This window comes from Poseidonibacter lekithochrous (assembly GCF_013283835.1).
Taxonomy (GTDB): Bacteria; Campylobacterota; Campylobacteria; order Campylobacterales; family Arcobacteraceae; genus Poseidonibacter; species Poseidonibacter lekithochrous.
The window spans coordinates 1,070,703-1,088,707 of the sequence record NZ_CP054052.1; the positions used below are offsets into that span (position 1 = coordinate 1,070,703).

Sequence of the window (18,005 nt, forward strand, 5' to 3'; positions counted from 1 at the left end):
TTATAAATAAACCTTTTAAATACCCATTTTATGGTTATTGTAGGTTATTGTATAGAAAAATATAAAGGAAACAAATGGGATTAGGTGTAGGAATCGTAGGACTACCAAATATTGGAAAATCAACAACTTTTAATGCTTTAACAAAAGCACAAAATGCAGAGGCACAAAACTACCCGTTTTGTACAATTGAACCAAATAAGGCAATTGTTCCAGTACCAGACAAAAGACTTGATGCATTAGCAGAGATTGTTATCCCAGATAAAATTCAACATTCAACTATTGATTTTGTTGATATTGCTGGATTAGTAAAAGGTGCATCTAAAGGTGAAGGTTTAGGAAATCAATTCTTATCTAATATTAGAGAAGTAGAAGTGATTTTACACATGGTTAGATGTTTTGAAGATGAAAATGTTGTTCATGTTGAAGGTGGAATTGATCCATTAAGAGATATTGAAATTATTGAAACAGAACTTATTTATGCTGATATTTCACAAGTTGAAAAGAAATGTGATAAGCTTAAAAAAGAATCTAAATTTGATAAATCAGCAGCTGCTAAACATGTTGTTGCAACAGCTTTATTAACTCACTTAGAAGATTTACAAGCAGCAAGTACATTTGCAGATAAAGAAGACGAAAACTTTATTGAATTAGATAAAGAATTAAGACTATTATCAAACAAAAGTATTATTTATGGAACAAATGTTGATGAAGATTCATTAGCAGATGGTGGAAATGAATATGTTGATATGGTTAAAAATCATGCTTCTGAAGTTGGTGCGGATGTTATTGTATTATGTGCTAAAATTGAAGAAGAATTAGTTGGTTTAGAAGATGATGAAGCACAAGAGTTTTTAACAGACTTAGGTGTTGAAGAATCTGGATTAGAGCAAATTATCCATAAAGCATTTGATAAATTAGGTCTTCAATCATACTTTACAGCTGGTAAAGTTGAAGTAAGAGCTTGGACAATCAAAAAAGAAACTAAAGCACCACAAGCTGCTGCAGTTATTCATAATGACTTTGAAAAAGGTTTTATTAAAGCGGAAGTTATTTCTTATTCTGACTTTGTTGAGTTTGGTGGAGATACTAAATGTAAAGAAGCTGGAAAATTAAGACTTGAAGGTAAAGATTACGTTGTGCAAGACGGAGATGTTATGCACTTTAGATTTAATACATAATTGATTATAAATTAGTTATAATTTTTTATTATTATCGTTTCTATAGGAGTTTATTTTGTCATCAGTTAGTATTTTAGAAAAAATCGAATCTCTTCCACCACTTCCTAAAACAATCGCCGAGATTGAGGAATTCAGAAGAAAAAGTGAAAAAGAAGCTTTTGAATTATTACAGATTATTGAAAAAGATGCGTTGATTATTTCTACGTTATTAAAAATCTCTAATTCTGCAATGTTTGGGTTTAGATCAAAAGTTGAAACACCAAGTAGAGCTATTAATTTACTTGGAATTAATTTCACTATTTCAATTGCAATTGGAGGGACAGTTCAAAACCTTCTAATGGCAAACTTAGAGCCATATGGTATTAATAGTGATGATTTTATGAAAGCATCAAATCTTTCATCAACATTAACTCACCTTTGGGTTTCTAAATTTGATTATGATTTAAAAGAAGAGTTGTTATTACCTGCTTTATTACAAGAAGCTGGTAAATTTATCCTTGCTGATATAATCACAAGTGATAAAAAAACTGAAGAGTTTAAAACAAAAGTTGCAAGCGGTGAAGAAGCTACTGCTGTTGAGAAAGAATTAGTAGGATTATCAAGTTCTGAAATTACTGCTAAGATTTTCAGACATTGGAAATTAAGTGACAATTTAATTAATGTTATTGAATTTGTTGATGATATTTCTAAGTGTGACGATTCAGTTAAACAAAAAGCTCAGATTCTAGATGTTATTAAAACAGCTTGTAATGTAAGTGATCCTTTAAGTGATGAAAATGTAGAAAAAGCTGTAGCTAAAGCTGCATCTTATGGTTTACATACTAAGTCTTTAGAGAAAGCTATAGAAACACTTCAAGATAGACTATTAGACGAGTAATTAAGATTTTTTAATCTTAATTACTTGAATATATTAAACTTCTCTTTCTTTTTTAATGCTAAAGTCATTGCATGCTCAGACTTTAATATGATATTACTCTTATCTCCATATGAAACTGCAAATGCCAATTTAAGATCAATCATTTTATTTTCATATTTAATCTTGATATTTTTTATACTTTTTATAATCTCCTCATAACTATTGTCTTTACTAACAATTAATCCAATTCTTGGACCTTGTAATCTATATGTTGGAACTATTGTATTTACACTATTTGAAAAGGCTTTGAATATATCATTTCCTTTTTCATAAGTATATTTTGTATTAAATTCATTTAGATTTTCTAAACATATTTCTAAAAATACAATTTCACCTTCTTTATATTCTAATAAATCTTTTTTTAGTTTCTCGCTACTTTGTAGTTTTGTCACAGAGTCAAAATATAATGGAGTACTTTTTAAATAACACACAAGAAGGTTAATTAGATTTTGTTTTATATAATCTTTGTTGTTTTCATAAAGATCTGTAAAAATATGTTTATATACACTAGAATATGCCATTTTTAAAGTATATCCATCTATTAGTGGAATATGTACTTTTACATAGCCTAAGTCAGTTAATCTGCACTTTCTCTCACATAAACCATCAATAGATACAAATACTAAACCATGGAATATATCTTTTGAAATAAAACTTTCAATATGAGAGTTTAGAGTGTCATTATCTAAACCTTCATTTGTGAAAATATCAGTTACTATATTTGATAGTTTTTGATTGATGTTATATTTAGTAAGTATTTCAAACTCTTCTGCATATTTAGTAATAAGGTTTGAACCAATCTCTAAAAGTTTGTCTTTCTCCGAAATCTTTAAATCGATATTCATCTCTTCTAATGCATTTTTTGCAATATTTATTAATATGATTTTATTAATATTTTCATATTCATTTTCTAATAACTCTTTACCATTAATACTTAAATATTTGTAATAATAATATTTAGTTAGCTCAATAGAGTTTTTGTCTTTTAATGATGAATTAAACATAGATAATGATAAGTATATTTTTGAATAAATTGACATTAAATGAGATGCAATTTTATTTACTTCTATATATTCAACTAATTTTATATTTAATAATTTTGTAACTCTTTCATCTTTTTTTGTAACTAGTTTTTTTATAATATTATCTATTAATTGAAGTTTATGAAATTCATGGTAATCATTCTCAAATTTTGTTAGAGTTAATAAAATTGATAAAATTTTAATTAGTTTATCTTCATTTAATTCTTCTGAAAATAGAATAATATATAACAAGATTTGCATGTTTGAGCTATCAAACTCTTTATTTTCTAAGAAGTTTGTAACAATTTCCATACAATTACTTATGTTTTCATTTTCTTTATAAACATATACATAATTATCTAAAAGATCTATTTTTAACTCTTTTATTGATGCAAATTGTTTTGTTTCTTTATGAACTACCATCTCTTTATATACATCTAGAATAGAAATGAAATTACTTATATCAAGATAATCATCTTCATCATAAAAGTCTTCAAGTTTATAAATTAGATTGCTTATTGATGTTGTCAGTGAATTTAAATATATTTTATAATACTCATGTTCGCTTTTGCTATCATTTGCAAAATTTGTATTTTTTGATAATGTAAAACCATCTGATAACTTAGCCACATTAAAAGAAAACTCACTTATTAGGTATTGAGCACTTTTATTCTTAGTATTAATATATGGAATATGAGAATAATAAAAAAGAAGTTTTCCTAATATATTATTTAGTATATTTATTTGTTTATCATTTAGAGTAATATTGAATTTTACTATATTTATAGTTTCTGTAAGTAATTCAATAATTGGATTAATAGTCTTTTTTCTAAGTACATCTATTGAGTTTATTGCACAAAGCTCGTTTAACACTTCAATTAATGTTGTGTAGTGCTTAAATGTAATTAGAAAATTATCTGTATTTGTTTGTTTTAAATCTATTAGTTTTTTTTCATAATCCCTAAATAGTTGTGCCATTTGCTCTAGATTATAAAAATCATAACTTTCAAATATTTTATAATCTTTTCCAAAAGATAAAATATTAACTATTGTTACAATCTCTTTGAATATTATCGTAGATTTATCACATAATATTCTATCCATTCTTTTTTCTAAATTACTTATTAGAAAGTTTCTGTAGTGAACATTGTGTTCTATTTGTTTTTGAATATCATTTGGTATTTCTTCTTCATTAATATAAAGTTCACCAATGTAGTTCGTAAGAGAATTGTAGTCGTCATTTATATTGTATATAAACGAGTTTTGAGTAGAAATTGATATCTTGTATTTATTTAATAAATCAGAAACAATCAAATCTTCATTTTCCATATCTAAATAACTAGATGCTTCATCTTCGTCTAATGCAAACATGTAATTTCTCCAACGTAAAAGTCATTAATTATATAATTATTTAACTTATAAACCTTGAAGAATTATGTTCCATAAATACTCTACTTCTTCTTGTGTAAAATTAATCAAATTTTTTTCTTCAAATAACTCTTTTATTTTATACAATTCAAATTTTCTAGAGTAAGTACACTTTGCGTGTGCGGGTAAAAAACTACGAACTAAAGATATATCTTCTTTGATTTCATGTTCACATAATAAACAATGATAATCAGTATGTAATCTACCTTCATGTTCTAATAAATGGATATAAGATTCACAGATTGCTCGAAGGGCATTTTGTTTTATCATTACGTGTGTCAAGTGATCCAAGCTATAAAAATAGTATGGATCAACTTGTTCTAAGTCTTTTAGGTGAGAATAAAATAGTTTTACAAATCTTTGCCAACAATACATTTTTTCATAATCAAGTACCCATTCAAAACCAAGTTGTATTACATCTTTTAGTCTAGGTATACTTGATCTTGTATCTTCAAGTTCAAAATCTATTTTATATCCAATATTAATATTGGAGTGTCTTGCTCCATAAAATCTATAAGAGTTTATTATTTCATTTTCTGTAAGCAAGCAGACAATTAAGTCTTCATCTTTTACAGGTTTTATATCTATTATATAACCTTGCAAGTTTTATTCTTCTTCTGCTCTCATTTCTTTGATTTCTTCAAGAATTTCTTCAGCTTCTTCATCATCCATGTCACCACTTTCAATGTCTTTTAACATTGCAATAAAGTCGTCTCTCATCTCTTGAATGTTTGCTAATTCTTCTTTTGTTCTTTCATCTTCTTTTTTTGCTGCGATAATTTCGAATAATTCGTCAATATAATCTTCAATTTCTAGTAAAACATCATTTTTGATTAGGCTTTCTAGTTCTTTTTGAATACTCATAGTTTTCCTTCTTAAAATATTTAGGATTATAACAAAAAAGAACTACTCTTTTGCTTGTATAACTTCAATGAAAATATATATTACTTATGATATTATAATTTAAAATAATTATGTAAGGATAATGTAAATGGCTGAGTTTAATAATGTTTCTATTGCAAAAGCTGCAAGTGTACTTTTTGAAGGAAATATTACAAGTAGAAGTATAGAGTTCGAAGATGGTTCAAGAAAAACTTTAGGAATTATGTTAAAAGGTGAATATGAGTTAAATACTGTTCATACTGAAATAATGGATATCCAAAGAGGTAAACTTGAAGTTTTATTACCAGCTGAAGACTGGGTTGAATATGAAGGTCCTGCAACATTTGAAATTCCTGCGAATTCAAAATTCAAACTAAGAGTTCACTCTTTAGTTGACTATTGTTGTTCTTTTATTAAAAACTCATAATATATGTCATTTATAAACAATGGGATTCTTCCCCATTGTTCTGATGACTGCTACTCTTCTTTTCCTATAAAAATCAATCTTATATACTGTAATTTAATGTTAAAAGAAATAATGTTCTTTTTTTAATATTGAAATAATATTACCTATATTAGTTAGACAGACAATAATATCTTCTTTATTTTCTTTTATATCATCTTCATTTATTATAAGAATGACTATTCTTTAATACTCTAATACATCTGAAGAAGGCTCTTTCAAGACTATCCCTTGTCTATGGTGGGTTAAAGAAAGTATTTAAACTACATCTAAATTTAGATGTTCTTCTTATTTTCAATTTGTATTAAGTGAATTCTTTTTTATTAAAAAGTTAACAATAAAAAATTTAAATTCGAATAATGTGAATTTAAAAAGTGATAGATTTTGTAAGCTATTTAAACTTAAACTTAAAATTAAAATAAAGAGAAGGGCATAGTATATATGCCCTTTAGTATTTGTAAGTTAGTTAATATTTTTTAACTTTACTAGAATAATTGTAATTTAGAGCTTTGTTTCTTCTATGATTTGAATCAATGTATTAGTTAATGTGGATAGTTTCGCAACAGTTTTCAATGTTTCATTTTTATCTCTAAGTATAGATAAAATATAAGTTCTCATGAATATTGCATAGTTTGAGTTACTTTCTTTAAAAACTATAATATTAATTTGTGTAATATTTTGGTTATTGTGATCAATAAAAGTATTATAATCTTGTGGACTTTTCTTTCTAAACATTAATAAAAATAATATTACTTCTAGCTCAAAATCTCGAATACTATTAAGTTTATATATCAAATATGCTTCTGAAATTATTTTTTCAAAGTCACGTAGCGTTAATTCTAATGCTTCAATAGCTTCTTTACAAAATTTATGATAATCAAAATAATCATAAACACAAGGAATATCTTCATTAAAATACTTTATTATCTTTTGTTTAAAATGCTCTTGCATGTTATTCTTTTTTAAGTATAAATTTATATCAAAAAACCTATCAAGATAAGTATCTGAATCAAAACCTGAACCATAAACTGCTTTGATTGATTCTGATAATTGTGTTCTATCTACCGCAATAAAGAAAATGACTTCCTCAATGGCGAAAAGGTGCTTGATGTTTTCTAATAGTTCTATTGCAAAGGTAGGCTTACATCTATCTAGTTCATCTATTATTATGATAAGTTTATTTTTACTTTTTTCTTCTAATATTTTTTTTGTTGTATTTTTTAGCTCTTCTGTGAACTGTTCTCTTGTCTTTTTTGTTTGACTCATATTTTTAAATGTACTATCTATTAGAAGTTGAGATGTTTCACTTATTGCCCCTTTTGCCAAAGATTCAATACCATCTGATAAATCTTTTGTTGCATCACTTCCAAGAATATTTTTTACTAGACCTTTAGTAATTCCTTTTCCAACGGCTTTAGATATTGCTATTGCTTTACTTTTTATATTTTTAAGCTCATCTTTTCCTATATATTTTTTTTCTTCAAAAGAAGAAAAAATCTCACTCATAAGTGATAGAAAAGGTTCATCTGTATAGTCATTATCCCATGCATTGTACTTAATATAAATATCTTTATTTTTATCTTTATCCATATCTTCACACATAAAATCAATAAATTTACTCTTTCCACTTCCCCATGGTGCATCTAGAGCAATAGTGTGATTACCTTGAAGTTTATTAATAAATTGTAAATATTGTTTAGCTGTTTCTTTGCGTTGTAGATTATCCTCTTTAAAATCGTGCTTTAATCTCATTAGATTTATCCTATCATGGTTTCATAAATAATTTTTTCATTATATCTATTTCTAATTGTTATTTAGATGATAGAAGTAATCCATTAAGTGATGATATAAATATTATAAAGATGGATAAGAGAAAAGTATTAAAATTGAAATGAAAAGAGTAAATATAGTTGTATAAGTATTTAGGAACCTACAAATAAACTACAAAAATAAAAAAAGGCAGAAGCTAAAAGCTCCTACCTCTACCGAAAATTGGTGGTTTGTGACTATGCTTCTACAGCTACAGCTACAGGTGTACCTTCCCAAATTCCGTGCTTAGTACAGTATCCGTGTGCAACAAGGTTTAATTTCTTACCAGTTGGGATAATTGTAAAAGTAGTTGTGTTGTGTGCTTTAACATTTCCTAATGTTCCTGGAACATAAGATGCTTTAGCTAATTGAACATCACCGTTATATAATGTTACAGACTCAATATAGTGATCGAAATCATCTGGATGAGTATATTCGTTACCCATTTTTACAGTTACTTCGAATGGCTCTCCTGCTTTTGCAGTTTCATTACAGTGAATGAATGGTGAGTGTCTATCAATTAAATCTTTTTTAGCTTCTCTTTCAACAGTATCGATATCAACGTATTTATTAATTTTTGGCATTTTTGCTCCTGTATTTTTAAATTGAGAAATATTATACAATAATTTTACTAAAAATAATTAGGATATAAATTGTCTTATTTGAAAAGTTGTCATTTGGTAACTATTTTCCTTTACCTTATGATTCCTATCTACCCTTATTTTTTGCTCTTCTTTGATATAATTGCGCATGAATAAAGAAGAGTATTTTATAAAACAATTTTCAAATAATAAAATCATTGGTGATGATGCTGCTGTATTGGGCAAATGGTCATACTCAATGGATGCTTTTTTTGAAAATGTACATTTCAAAAAAGAATGGATGAGCCTAAAAGAAATAGCTTATAAATCAATGATTGTAAATATTTCAGATGCCATTGTTATGAATTCCAAACCAAAGTATGCTTTACTAACTGTAGCAATACCAAAAACTTATTCTAATGATGATTTAAAAAACTTATCAAAGGGTTTTAAAAAAGCAGCAAAAGAGTTTGGTATTGAGATAATTGGTGGAGATACAATAGCAAATGAGAAGCTTGATATCTCAGTTACTATTATCTCAAAAGTAAAAAATCCTATTTACCGAAAAGGTGTAAAAAAAGATAATTTACTTTGTTTTACTGGTGATCTTGGTACTTGTAAATCAGATTTACAAAAGTTATTTGATGGGGAGAAAATCTCGAAAAAATCAAAGTTTATCAAACCTACTTTAAATCCAAAGTTTTTCTATGAAGCTTCAAAATATATAACAGCTTCTATGGATATTTCAGATGGATTATTCTTTGAGTTAGAACGACTATCAAAACAAAGTAAAGTAGGTTTCAAATTTTTTGAGAGTATCTCTGATGATATTGGAACATCAGGGGAAGAGTATGAAATACTTTTTTCTTTTGAAAAGAATAACAGAAACAAAATAGAAAAAATTGCAAAAAAACATAATGTAAAATTAAATATATTTGCCAAAGCAACAAAAGGCAAATATAGAACAAATGCAAATAACCACCATTTTTAAAATAATTAAGGAAATATATTGAATCAATTACAAAGATATTTAAGTCACTCTAAAATAGATGTTGTTTTTAAACAAAATAAAGATGACTTCGTTGTTACAGAAGTACCATTATACGAATTTACAGGTGAGGGTGAACATCTAATTTTAAAAATTAGAAAAAAAGATTTATCTACTTGGGATGCTGTTGAAATTATTGCAAACTTTGTAGGTTGTAAAACTAGAGATATTGGATATGCAGGTTTAAAAGATAAAAATGCATTAACAGTACAATCTATTTCAATTCACAAACAATATGAATTAAAATTAAAATCTTTCCAACATGCTAATATTAAAATATTAGATACTACTTACCATAATAATAAAATCAAAGTAGGGCACTTAAAAGGTAATAAATTCTTTATTAGACTAAAAAGAGTTAACTTAATTGATTGTAGAAAAATTGAAGAAGCCTTAGGTAAGATTGTTACTTTAGGTATGCCTAATTATTTTGGATTCCAAAGATTTGGAATTGAAGGAAATAATTACTTAAAAGGTAAAGATATTATTGATGGTAAATTAAAAGAGAAAAGAAAAAACTTAAAACAGATGTATATCAACTCTTACCAAAGTTACCTTTTTAACTCTTGGCTTTCTAAAAGAATTGAAATCTCTAAATTAGTAGATGCTTTTGAACCAAAAGAAGTTTACCAAAAACTAAACTTACCTCTTGAAGTTGTTCAGAGAATGAAAAAACAAAAACATCCTTTAAAAATCATGACTGGGGATTTATTATCTCACTACCCTTATGGTAAGATTTTTACTATTGATGATTTAGAAACAGAATCAGCTAAATTCTTTGATAGAGATAGAGTTCCAACAGGACTATTATCAGGAAAAAGAGTTATGAACTCAGAAGGTTTAGCCTACGAAATAGAAAAAGAGTATGAAGAAGCTACAGGTGAAGATGGTGCAAGAAGATTTGCATGGGTATTCCCTGAAGATATTGAAAGTAATTACAAAGAAGAAAAGAACTGGATGGAATTAAAATTCTATCTACCAAAAGGTTGTTATGCAACTGAATTAATTGCTGAAATAATTCATTAATAATTTATATATTGATTAAGTTAAAATAGGTTAAACTTTATAACAAATCTTATAAAGGATACTTAGATGAAGTATGAAGAACTTATTCGTGAATTATGTGACGTTATTAAAGAGTCTGAAAATAACGCAGCATTAATATACGAAAACTTAGAAAATATAAATGATTCAATTGATAGTTTTGATTTAATTGATCACGATAAAAGTAAAGTAAAAAATGAAGTATCCAATGCATTAGGTTTACTACAACATCAAGATTTACATAGACAAAAGATTGAGAGAGTAGTTAACTTTGTGTGTGATAAGAATAATATCGATAAAAGCCAATATAACATAGCTTCTAGCGCAAAAAGTATTGATTCAGATGATAATATGAGTGAAGACGAATTAGAAGCGTTAATCAAACAAATGCAAGCTTAATAAAAGAAGAATTTCTCCTTCTTTTATTTTTCTAAAGATGCTTATTTACTACAAGCATCTTCTTTTAAATTATTTAAATTCCCAAATATTCTTAGTGTTGTTATTTCTACATCTTTTGCTTTATTGTTTAATGTAGCATTAGATTCTTTATTTGCATTAGCATCTACTAATGATTGAAGATTAGTTTGGAATTCTTTTTGTAATTCACTAATATTATTCATAGTTTCCATATTCACTTTTTTACCAGAGTTAATATGATTTTGACACCATGTATTTAAATCACTAGTTTCTTTAACTCTCCAATTTGAATATGTTCCTAGTTTTGAGTAAGTATCATCTTTCATTGTTAATAAATCAACTTTTAATTGTGCTGTATCATAAACTAAATCAACATCACATACTTTGTTTAGTGACTCTTTTAAGAATGATGCTCTAGATGCTGCTGTTACTAATGAATTAGACATTTCAGCAATATTATTTGCCATACTTGAAATCTCATTTGCAACTTGTGCATTTTTCTGTGTAGCTTGATCTAGAGTATTAACAGCATCATTAATTTGAATAATACCTTTTTCTTGTTCTCTAGATGCATTTGCAACTTCATCAATAGTGATTGTAGTATCAGAGATATTATTATTTAACTCTTTATATCCCTCAATCATATTATCAGAAATCTTTTTACCTTCATTTGCTTTCATACTTGCTGCTTCAACAATATCTTTAATCTCTTTGGCTGCTTCTGCAGATCTAGATGCTAGGTTTCGAACTTCTGCTGCAACTACTGCGAATCCTTTACCTGCTTCTCCTGCTGTTGCTGCTTCAACTGCTGCATTAAGTGAAAGAATATTAGTTTGGAATGCAATTTGGTCAATAACTTCAATGGCTTCATTAATAGAAGATACTTGAGTATTAATCTCATCCATAGAGTTTGCAGTTTTATTAGCTAAGTCTTGACCACTTTGTGCTGACTTAGTTACATTTTGAGCTAACTGTGCCATTCTCTCTGATGCTTGTGTGTTAGATCTAATATTTGCAGTAATCTCTTCAAGAGCTGCTGCTGTTTCTTCTAAAGACGCAGCTTGTTGGTTTGATGATGCTGATAAGTTATTAGACGCACTTGATAATACATTTGTATTTTGATTTAATGAATCACCTGTATTCATAATCATTGCTAAAATTTCAGATGTATTATTTCCTACTAGTTTAATTCCAGAAGCTAGAGAACCTAAGTTTCCAAATATTCCTTTATCATCAATTTTATGATCAAATTTAGATTCAGAGTATTGTCTTAGAGTTTCATTGATTCTATCTAATGTATCTTTTGTATGTTCAATCATTTCATTTAGTTGATTTTTTAAGTTTTCAACATGAGGATTAGAAGCTGTACTAGCTACTTTATATACAAAGAATCCACTAGCAGTTTTTTCTAAAACATCATTAGCTTCTTCAATTACAATGGCATCTTGTTTTAATCCATCTCTTACTTTATCCATATATGAATTGAATAGTTTTGCTACTTCTCCAACTTCATCTTTAGATTGAACATCTAATGAAATATTTGGATCATTTGAATCAAGTAGATTTTGGAATCCATCTTTTAATACACCAATTGTATTAGTTGCTCTTTTTACTATTAAGAATACAAAAGCAATAGTTACCCATCCAGAAATACTAGCTACTACTAATATATGGATTAATAAGTCCCATATCTCTTCGTCAGCTTCATCAAGTGAGAAAGTTAAGTCCATAACACCAATTACATCACCTTCTGCTTGATTAGCATGACATAATAAACAGTCTTGTGTTGCAATCATTGGTTTAATCATTCTTAAACTGTGACCATTTTCATCATCAGTTTCAAGAAGTTGAGGTTGCTTATCATTAAATGTTTTAATAATATTTGGGTCAGTTGAAAATGTTGAATCTGAAGGATACATTTCCATTAAAGGTTTACTTTTTGCAACAATTAATTGTTTAACACCTTTAATTTCACTAGCATCTTTTTCTGCTTTTTTTATCTGAGCAGGGTCACCAGTGTTCATTGCATTCCGCAGACTTTGAAACATTGCAGAATTTAACATTTCTAAGTTATCTTTTGTTTTTGCCAAGGTATTCTTACTTACTTCCGAAGTACTAAAATATACGATAGTTAGCGTACTTATAGTTAGTAATATAAGCAATGCAAAAATGATTTTATTACTTATCTTTTTAGTTATTAAATCCATCATGTTACTGACCTTTTAGTTTAAGTGTAATTATTATATAATGAAATATATATATTAAATATTAAATAAACTAATTTTTTTAATAAAGAGTAATAATAATGATCGTAGGCCTTATAGGTAAAATAGTAAAAAAAGACCCAACGTTATTGAACATTAATGTTAATGGATTAATATACGAGGTTTTTGTATCTTTGAATTGTAGTTCAAAGATTATTAATGATGATGTCCAACTAGAAATAACTCAAATAATCAGAGAAGATTCTCAAACACTTTATGGTTTCTTAGATCCAAACGAAAAAAAGCTTTTTGATACAGTTATTAAAATAAATGGAGTAGGGCCAAAAGTTGCTTTAGCAATATGTTCTACTTTTACTCCTGCTTCTTTTTCTCAAATAGTAAATGACAATGATATCTCAATGTTAAAAAGAGTTCCCGGTATTGGACCAAAAGGTGCAAGTAGAATACTTGTGGAATTATCAGGCTTTATAATCGATGCAGATTCAGAAGATGGTGGAGATACTTCAATGGCAGCTTCATTTGAAGCAGCACTTGCTTTAGAGTCATTAGGCTTCAAAAAAGACATGGTATCAAAAATACTTAAAACATGTGTTTCTACTAATACTAGTGATTTAGTAAAAGAAGCACTTAAAAAATTACAAAAATAAAGAAGGTAATAAATGAAAATAGCAATAGTTTTTGGTGGAGTTAGTTTTGAACACGAAATTTCAATTGTAAGTTCAATTGCAATGAAAGATGTTCTAAGCGATGAATTAGTATATATCTTTTTAGATGCTAATAGAGATTTTTATCATATCCCGACTAATGTAATTACATCTAAACTTTTTAGTACTGGTGATTATAAAAAATTTGATAAAGTAAGTATTTCAAAAAATGGTTTCTATAAAAAAGGTGGATTACTTTCAAAAGAAAAACCACTTGATTTTGATGTAGTACTAAACCTTTCTCATGGTGGAGATGGTGAAGATGGTATTTTATCATCTGTATTAGAATTCTTTAATATTCCATTTATTGCTCCACGAACAGAAGCTTGTGTTGTTAGTTCAAACAAATTCCTTACAAAAGGATATGCTTCTTCTGTAGATGTAAAAACTGTTGATTATAAGTATTACACAAAAGGCGATGAGGTTAAAGTAGATCAATTCCCTGTAATTTTAAAACCAGTTAAATTAGGTTCTTCTATTGGAGTATCTATTGTTAAATCCGTAGCAGAATTAGAATATGCACTTGATGTGGCTTACGAGTTTGATAATGCAATTATTATTGAGCCATTTATATCAGGTGTAAAAGAGTACAACTTAGCAGGAACTAAAATCAATGGTGAATTTAAATTCTCTATTATTGAAGAACCTCAAAAAGCTGAGTTCTTAGACTTTGACAAAAAATACTTAGATTTCTCTAGAACTTCAAAAGCTATGGAAGTTGATTTAGGTGAAGAATTAAATACTAAAGTAAAAGAAGCATTTGAGAGAATCTACAATAATTTATTTGAAGGTTCATTAATTAGATGTGATTTCTTCATTATTGATAATGAAGTATATTTAAATGAAATTAATTCAATTCCAGGATCAATGGCAAACTATTTATTCTCTGATTTTGATAATTTATTCAAAGGTTTAGCTTCAAACTTACCCCAAAGAAAACATATTCCAGTAACTTATGAATATGTAAATAAAATTCAAGCTACTAAGGGTAAATAGTGGCTTCTAAATCACTAAAAGTTGATAATAGAAACTTCGATATCTCTTATGAAATTGTAAACCCATCAGGTAAAAAAGATATTATCTTTTTACATGGATGGGGCTCAAACAAAGACATTATGAAAAATGTATTTGCTCCTTTCCTAAAAGATTTTAGACATATTTATATTGATTTACCAGGATTTGGTAAAAGCCCAAACTCTATTGAATTAACTACAAATGATTATGTGAAAATCACAGATGAGTTTTTAAAACTTCTAAACTCAACAAAAGATGTAATCGCAGGTCACTCTTATGGTGGAAAAGTATCTACACTTTTAAATCCTAAAAACTTAGTACTTTTAAGTTCTGCTGGAATTTTAGAAGAAAAAGAACTATCAGTAAAACTAAAAATTAAATCAGCTAAATTTTTTAATGCCTTAGGTTTAGGAAAAATCACTAAAAAATTTAGAAGTGAAGATGTTAATAAAATGAATGAAGGAATGTATGCTACTTTTAAAAATGTAGTAAACGAAGACTTTACTTCAAACTTTGCAAACTACAAAAATAATGCTTTGATTTTTTGGGGTGAGAAAGATACTGCAACTTCTTTAGAATCAGGTAAAAAAATATCATCTTTAATTGATAACTCAACATTTATATCTTATGATGGTGACCATTACTTCTTTGCAAAAAATGCAAAAGACATCTGTGAGAGAATTGAGAATGGAATACTTTAATATATTAACACACATACTACTAATTATGTGTTTAGGTTATTACCTAATTACTAACCTTCAATGGTACAACTACAAGTTAGAAAGAGTTGTTTTAAAACATCATAAATGGCAATGGCATATTACTTACTTTTTAGCGCCTATTGTTCTGTTTTATTTAATACCTTCTATTTATTATGCTATATACTTTTATGCTTTATATCTAACAAGTTTTGTTTTATGGAACAAAAAATTAGATAGACCTCTGGTATTAACAGGAAGAGTAAAAAGATTTTTAGCTGTACTTTTATTCGCTACTTTTGCAATGACTGCTTTATGTTTAGCAAGTCCTGATTGTACTAATATTTTTGTATTTATACCACTTATTATTGCATACGGTGTTTCTATGATTCTGGAGAAAATATTCTTCATATCTTTTAAACACAAAGCAAAACAAAGACACGAAACTATTAGAGGTTTAAAAACTATTGCTATTACAGCATCTTATGGAAAAACTTCTATTAAAAACTATTTATATCATGTTTTACAAAATAAGTTTAAAACATATAAAACACCTAGATCTGTAAATACAATTGCAGGAATAGTATTAGATGTAAATAGAGATTTACCTGATGATACACAAGTTTATATTGCAGAAGCAGGAGCTAGAGTAAAAGGTGATATTGAAGAAATTGCAATGTTCTTAGAACCACAGATTTGTGTTATAGGTTCTGTTGGGGAACAACATATTGAATACTTCAAAACTTTAGATAATATCATTCATACTAAAATGGAACTTTTAAAATCTCCAAAAATGGATAAGGGATTCGTACATGAATCTGTACCTATTAAAGAGTATGATTCAATTACTAAATTCCCAAATAATTTACATATTACTAATAGTACTTTAGATGGTATTTGGTTTGATGTAGAAGTTGATGGAAATATTGAAAACTTCCATGCTCCAATCTTGGGATCATTTAATGCTATTAACTTAACAGCTGTTATTTTAGTAGCTCATCATTTAGGAATGACTATTGATGAAATCAAAAAAGCATTAGAAACTTTACCTCAAGTTGAGCACAGACTTCAAAAAATTGAAGCAGGTGGAAAAGTGATAGTTGATGACTCTTTTAATGGAAATTTAGAGGGTATGTTAGAAGCTGTAAATATCTGTTCAACTTATGCGGGAAGAAAAGTAATAGTTACTCCAGGATTAGTAGAATCAACAGATGAAGCTAATATTCTACTTGCAAATGCAATCAATGAAAAATTTGATTATGTAATTATTACAGGAGATTTAAACTCTCACTTACTAAGCTCGAATATTGATGAATCAAAAGTATTCATCTTAAAAGATAAATCAATGATGGAAACTACTCTTGCAGAGCAGACAATATCAGGGGATTTAATTCTTTTTGCAAACGACGCACCAAACTTTATTTAATTCAAGAACAACTCGTTTGTTCTCTTTAGGGTTTTGTTACTTTTAAGGATTTTTTATAAATCCTGCTAAAAAGTATTTGATATGATATAGTCCCTTTAAAATTGGGACAATTTTAAAGGAAAAAAATGGAACACTTATATGCCCCTTGGAGATACTCTTACGTTAGTGAAGAAAAGATTGAGGGGTGTGTGTTTTGTCATATCTCTAAAAACTTAGACAACGAAAATCTACAAGTTTTATTCCATGATGAACATTGTTATGTAGTTATGAATAAATTTCCTTACTCACCTGGCCATATGATGGTTATTCCACATTTTCATACTGATAAAATCGAAGACTTAGACGATGAGGTTTGGGATAGAATGGGTGTACGAGTTCGGCAAGGTGTAAAACTACTAAAAGAAGTTATGCCTTGTGAGGGTGTAAACATTGGAATGAACCTTGGAAAAGCTGCGGGTGCTGGTATTGAACAACATGTTCATTATCATATGTTACCAAGATGGTTAGGGGATACAAACTTTATCTCTTCTATTGGTGGAACTCGAGTATATCCAGCAGATTTCGAAGAAATTTTTAATAAGATTAAATCAAACGTTTCAAAGTATTTTGTTTAATTTCTAAGATTAGAAGTGTAGGCTGAGAGTTTTTCATTTATGTCTGTACTTTGAGTCTCTTCATTTACCTTATCCATATAATCAGCATAACTAGATAGACTATTTGTATCATTTTGAATATTGTTTTGATTTGTTATTGAAAATAGTGCTGATACTACACTTTCATCATTTATAGCTCTTTCTTGTATATTAATACTATTTAATCCATTATCTTCTAAAAAGCTATTAAATTGTTCTGTTGAGATATTTCCATTTTTGAGTTCATCTAAATTATATAAGAAGTTTTGTTGAAGTTCTTGTGTTTTTATATCATCTTGTGCTACTGCTTCAGCTGTTACTACAGCAGCTGCTCCAATTTCACTTGTAGCTATTTGATCCCCATTAGTATCTGGTACATCAAAATCTTTATTTATAGATTGTACATTTAAATCTATGTAGTCTGGTATGTCAATAGAATAATTATTGCCAATTGAAGAAATTTCCATCTTAATGAACTCCATTTCTTTTCCGTATGGATTAATTATATAATACTAGGG

Annotated in this window: 18 protein-coding genes; 11 read left to right on the top strand and 7 right to left on the bottom strand. The window is 27.6% G+C overall.

Annotated elements, in window-relative coordinates; all coding sequences use genetic code 11:
* Positions 1–74: 74 nt before the first annotated feature.
* Positions 75–1,178, top strand: a complete 1,104-nt coding sequence (ychF, locus tag ALEK_RS05205; protein WP_071627191.1) for a redox-regulated ATPase YchF — start codon at positions 75–77, stop codon at positions 1,176–1,178.
* 55 nt (positions 1,179–1,233) lie between these two features.
* On the top strand, positions 1,234–2,055 hold the full coding sequence (locus ALEK_RS05210) for an HDOD domain-containing protein (RefSeq protein WP_071627192.1): 822 nt from the start codon (positions 1,234–1,236) through the stop codon (positions 2,053–2,055).
* A 20-nt stretch (positions 2,056–2,075) separates the two neighbouring features.
* Here the strand turns inward: ALEK_RS05210 and ALEK_RS05215 are convergent, their stop codons facing one another.
* Genes ALEK_RS05215 through ALEK_RS05225 form a run of 3 tightly spaced genes read right to left on the bottom strand, consistent with a single transcriptional unit; the run spans position 2,076 to position 5,408 of the window.
* Positions 2,076–4,487, bottom strand: coding sequence for a hypothetical protein (locus tag ALEK_RS05215; RefSeq protein WP_071627193.1), 2,412 nt, complete (start codon positions 4,485–4,487; stop codon positions 2,076–2,078).
* A 45-nt stretch (positions 4,488–4,532) separates the two neighbouring features.
* On the bottom strand, positions 4,533–5,147 hold the full coding sequence (recO, locus tag ALEK_RS05220; protein WP_071627194.1) for a recombination protein RecO: 615 nt from the start codon (positions 5,145–5,147) through the stop codon (positions 4,533–4,535).
* A 3-nt stretch (positions 5,148–5,150) separates the two neighbouring features.
* The gene (locus tag ALEK_RS05225) at positions 5,151–5,408 is read right to left on the bottom strand and encodes a hypothetical protein (protein WP_071627195.1); all 258 of its coding nucleotides are present in this window, start codon (positions 5,406–5,408) and stop codon (positions 5,151–5,153) included.
* A 127-nt stretch (positions 5,409–5,535) separates the two neighbouring features.
* Between ALEK_RS05225 and ppnP the strand changes: the two genes are divergently transcribed.
* Entirely contained in the window at positions 5,536–5,853 is a 318-nt protein-coding gene (gene ppnP, locus ALEK_RS05230; protein ID WP_071627196.1) for a pyrimidine/purine nucleoside phosphorylase, read from the top strand.
* A gap of 537 nt (positions 5,854–6,390) precedes the next feature.
* Here ppnP and ALEK_RS05235 read toward each other — a convergent pair.
* Positions 6,391–7,641 (bottom strand): KAP family P-loop NTPase fold protein, encoded by a 1,251-nt coding sequence (locus ALEK_RS05235; RefSeq protein ID WP_071627197.1) that lies wholly within the window; start codon positions 7,639–7,641, stop codon positions 6,391–6,393.
* Between the two features lie 254 nt (positions 7,642–7,895).
* On the bottom strand, positions 7,896–8,282 hold the full coding sequence (locus ALEK_RS05240; protein WP_071627198.1) for a class II SORL domain-containing protein: 387 nt from the start codon (positions 8,280–8,282) through the stop codon (positions 7,896–7,898).
* A gap of 166 nt (positions 8,283–8,448) precedes the next feature.
* Between ALEK_RS05240 and ALEK_RS05245 the strand changes: the two genes are divergently transcribed.
* The 3 genes from ALEK_RS05245 (at position 8,449) to ALEK_RS05255 (ending at position 10,770) form a co-directional block, all read left to right on the top strand.
* Entirely contained in the window at positions 8,449–9,270 is an 822-nt protein-coding gene (locus ALEK_RS05245) for a thiamine-phosphate kinase (protein WP_071627199.1), read from the top strand.
* Between the two features lie 18 nt (positions 9,271–9,288).
* Positions 9,289–10,353: a tRNA pseudouridine(13) synthase TruD gene (gene truD / locus ALEK_RS05250; protein WP_071627200.1), complete on the top strand. Its 1,065-nt coding sequence runs from the start codon at positions 9,289–9,291 to the stop codon at positions 10,351–10,353.
* Positions 10,354–10,419: 66 nt separating this feature from the next.
* Positions 10,420–10,770: a hypothetical protein gene (locus ALEK_RS05255; protein WP_071627201.1), complete on the top strand. Its 351-nt coding sequence runs from the start codon at positions 10,420–10,422 to the stop codon at positions 10,768–10,770.
* A gap of 41 nt (positions 10,771–10,811) precedes the next feature.
* On the opposite strand, the gene ALEK_RS05260 is transcribed toward ALEK_RS05255, so the two are convergent.
* Positions 10,812–12,878 (bottom strand): methyl-accepting chemotaxis protein, encoded by a 2,067-nt coding sequence (locus ALEK_RS05260; RefSeq protein WP_228146298.1) that lies wholly within the window; start codon positions 12,876–12,878, stop codon positions 10,812–10,814.
* Positions 12,879–13,093: 215 nt separating this feature from the next.
* On the opposite strand from ALEK_RS05260, the gene ruvA reads away from it, so the two are divergent.
* The 5 genes from ruvA (at position 13,094) to ALEK_RS05285 (ending at position 17,469) form a co-directional block, all read left to right on the top strand.
* Complete coding sequence (gene ruvA / locus ALEK_RS05265; protein WP_071627203.1) at positions 13,094–13,660, top strand: Holliday junction branch migration protein RuvA; 567 nt, start codon at positions 13,094–13,096, stop codon at positions 13,658–13,660.
* Positions 13,661–13,672: 12 nt separating this feature from the next.
* Positions 13,673–14,713 (top strand): D-alanine--D-alanine ligase, encoded by a 1,041-nt coding sequence (locus ALEK_RS05270; protein ID WP_071627204.1) that lies wholly within the window; start codon positions 13,673–13,675, stop codon positions 14,711–14,713.
* Positions 14,713–15,432, top strand: coding sequence for an alpha/beta fold hydrolase (locus ALEK_RS05275; RefSeq protein WP_071627205.1), 720 nt, complete (start codon positions 14,713–14,715; stop codon positions 15,430–15,432). The genes ALEK_RS05270 and ALEK_RS05275 overlap by 1 nt, the downstream gene beginning before the upstream one ends.
* Positions 15,419–16,855: a Mur ligase family protein gene (locus tag ALEK_RS05280; protein WP_071627206.1), complete on the top strand. Its 1,437-nt coding sequence runs from the start codon at positions 15,419–15,421 to the stop codon at positions 16,853–16,855. Before ALEK_RS05275 ends, ALEK_RS05280 begins: the two co-directional genes overlap by 14 nt.
* Positions 16,856–16,980: 125 nt before the next feature.
* Positions 16,981–17,469 (top strand): HIT family protein, encoded by a 489-nt coding sequence (locus ALEK_RS05285; RefSeq protein ID WP_071627207.1) that lies wholly within the window; start codon positions 16,981–16,983, stop codon positions 17,467–17,469.
* Here the strand turns inward: ALEK_RS05285 and ALEK_RS05290 are convergent.
* Positions 17,466–17,969 carry a hypothetical protein gene (locus ALEK_RS05290; protein ID WP_071627208.1) on the bottom strand — a complete coding sequence of 168 codons (504 nt, stop codon included), beginning with the start codon at positions 17,967–17,969 and terminating at the stop codon, positions 17,466–17,468. The two genes, ALEK_RS05285 and ALEK_RS05290, sit on opposite strands and share 4 nt — an antisense overlap.
* Positions 17,970–18,005: the final 36 nt, after the last annotated feature.

Bases quoted from the DNA above. Each gene is read 5' to 3' on its own strand.
- ALEK_RS05255 (WP_071627201.1), top strand. From the start codon at position 10,420: ATGAAGTATGAAGAACTTATTCGTGAATTATGTGACGTTATTAAAGAG.
- ALEK_RS05290 (WP_071627208.1), bottom strand. From the start codon at position 17,969: ATGGAGTTCATTAAGATGGAAATTTCTTCAATTGGCAATAATTATTCT.
- ALEK_RS05240 (WP_071627198.1), bottom strand. From the start codon at position 8,282: ATGCCAAAAATTAATAAATACGTTGATATCGATACTGTTGAAAGAGAA.
- ppnP (WP_071627196.1), top strand. From the start codon at position 5,536: ATGGCTGAGTTTAATAATGTTTCTATTGCAAAAGCTGCAAGTGTACTT.
- ALEK_RS05245 (WP_071627199.1), top strand. From the start codon at position 8,449: ATGAATAAAGAAGAGTATTTTATAAAACAATTTTCAAATAATAAAATC.
- ruvA (WP_071627203.1), top strand. From the start codon at position 13,094: ATGATCGTAGGCCTTATAGGTAAAATAGTAAAAAAAGACCCAACGTTA.
- ALEK_RS05280 (WP_071627206.1), top strand. From the start codon at position 15,419: ATGGAATACTTTAATATATTAACACACATACTACTAATTATGTGTTTA.
- ALEK_RS05270 (WP_071627204.1), top strand. From the start codon at position 13,673: ATGAAAATAGCAATAGTTTTTGGTGGAGTTAGTTTTGAACACGAAATT.
- ALEK_RS05225 (WP_071627195.1), bottom strand. From the start codon at position 5,408: ATGAGTATTCAAAAAGAACTAGAAAGCCTAATCAAAAATGATGTTTTA.
- ALEK_RS05235 (WP_071627197.1), bottom strand. From the start codon at position 7,641: ATGAGATTAAAGCACGATTTTAAAGAGGATAATCTACAACGCAAAGAA.
- ALEK_RS05215 (WP_071627193.1), bottom strand. From the start codon at position 4,487: ATGTTTGCATTAGACGAAGATGAAGCATCTAGTTATTTAGATATGGAA.
- ALEK_RS05285 (WP_071627207.1), top strand. From the start codon at position 16,981: ATGGAACACTTATATGCCCCTTGGAGATACTCTTACGTTAGTGAAGAA.
- ychF (WP_071627191.1), top strand. From the start codon at position 75: ATGGGATTAGGTGTAGGAATCGTAGGACTACCAAATATTGGAAAATCA.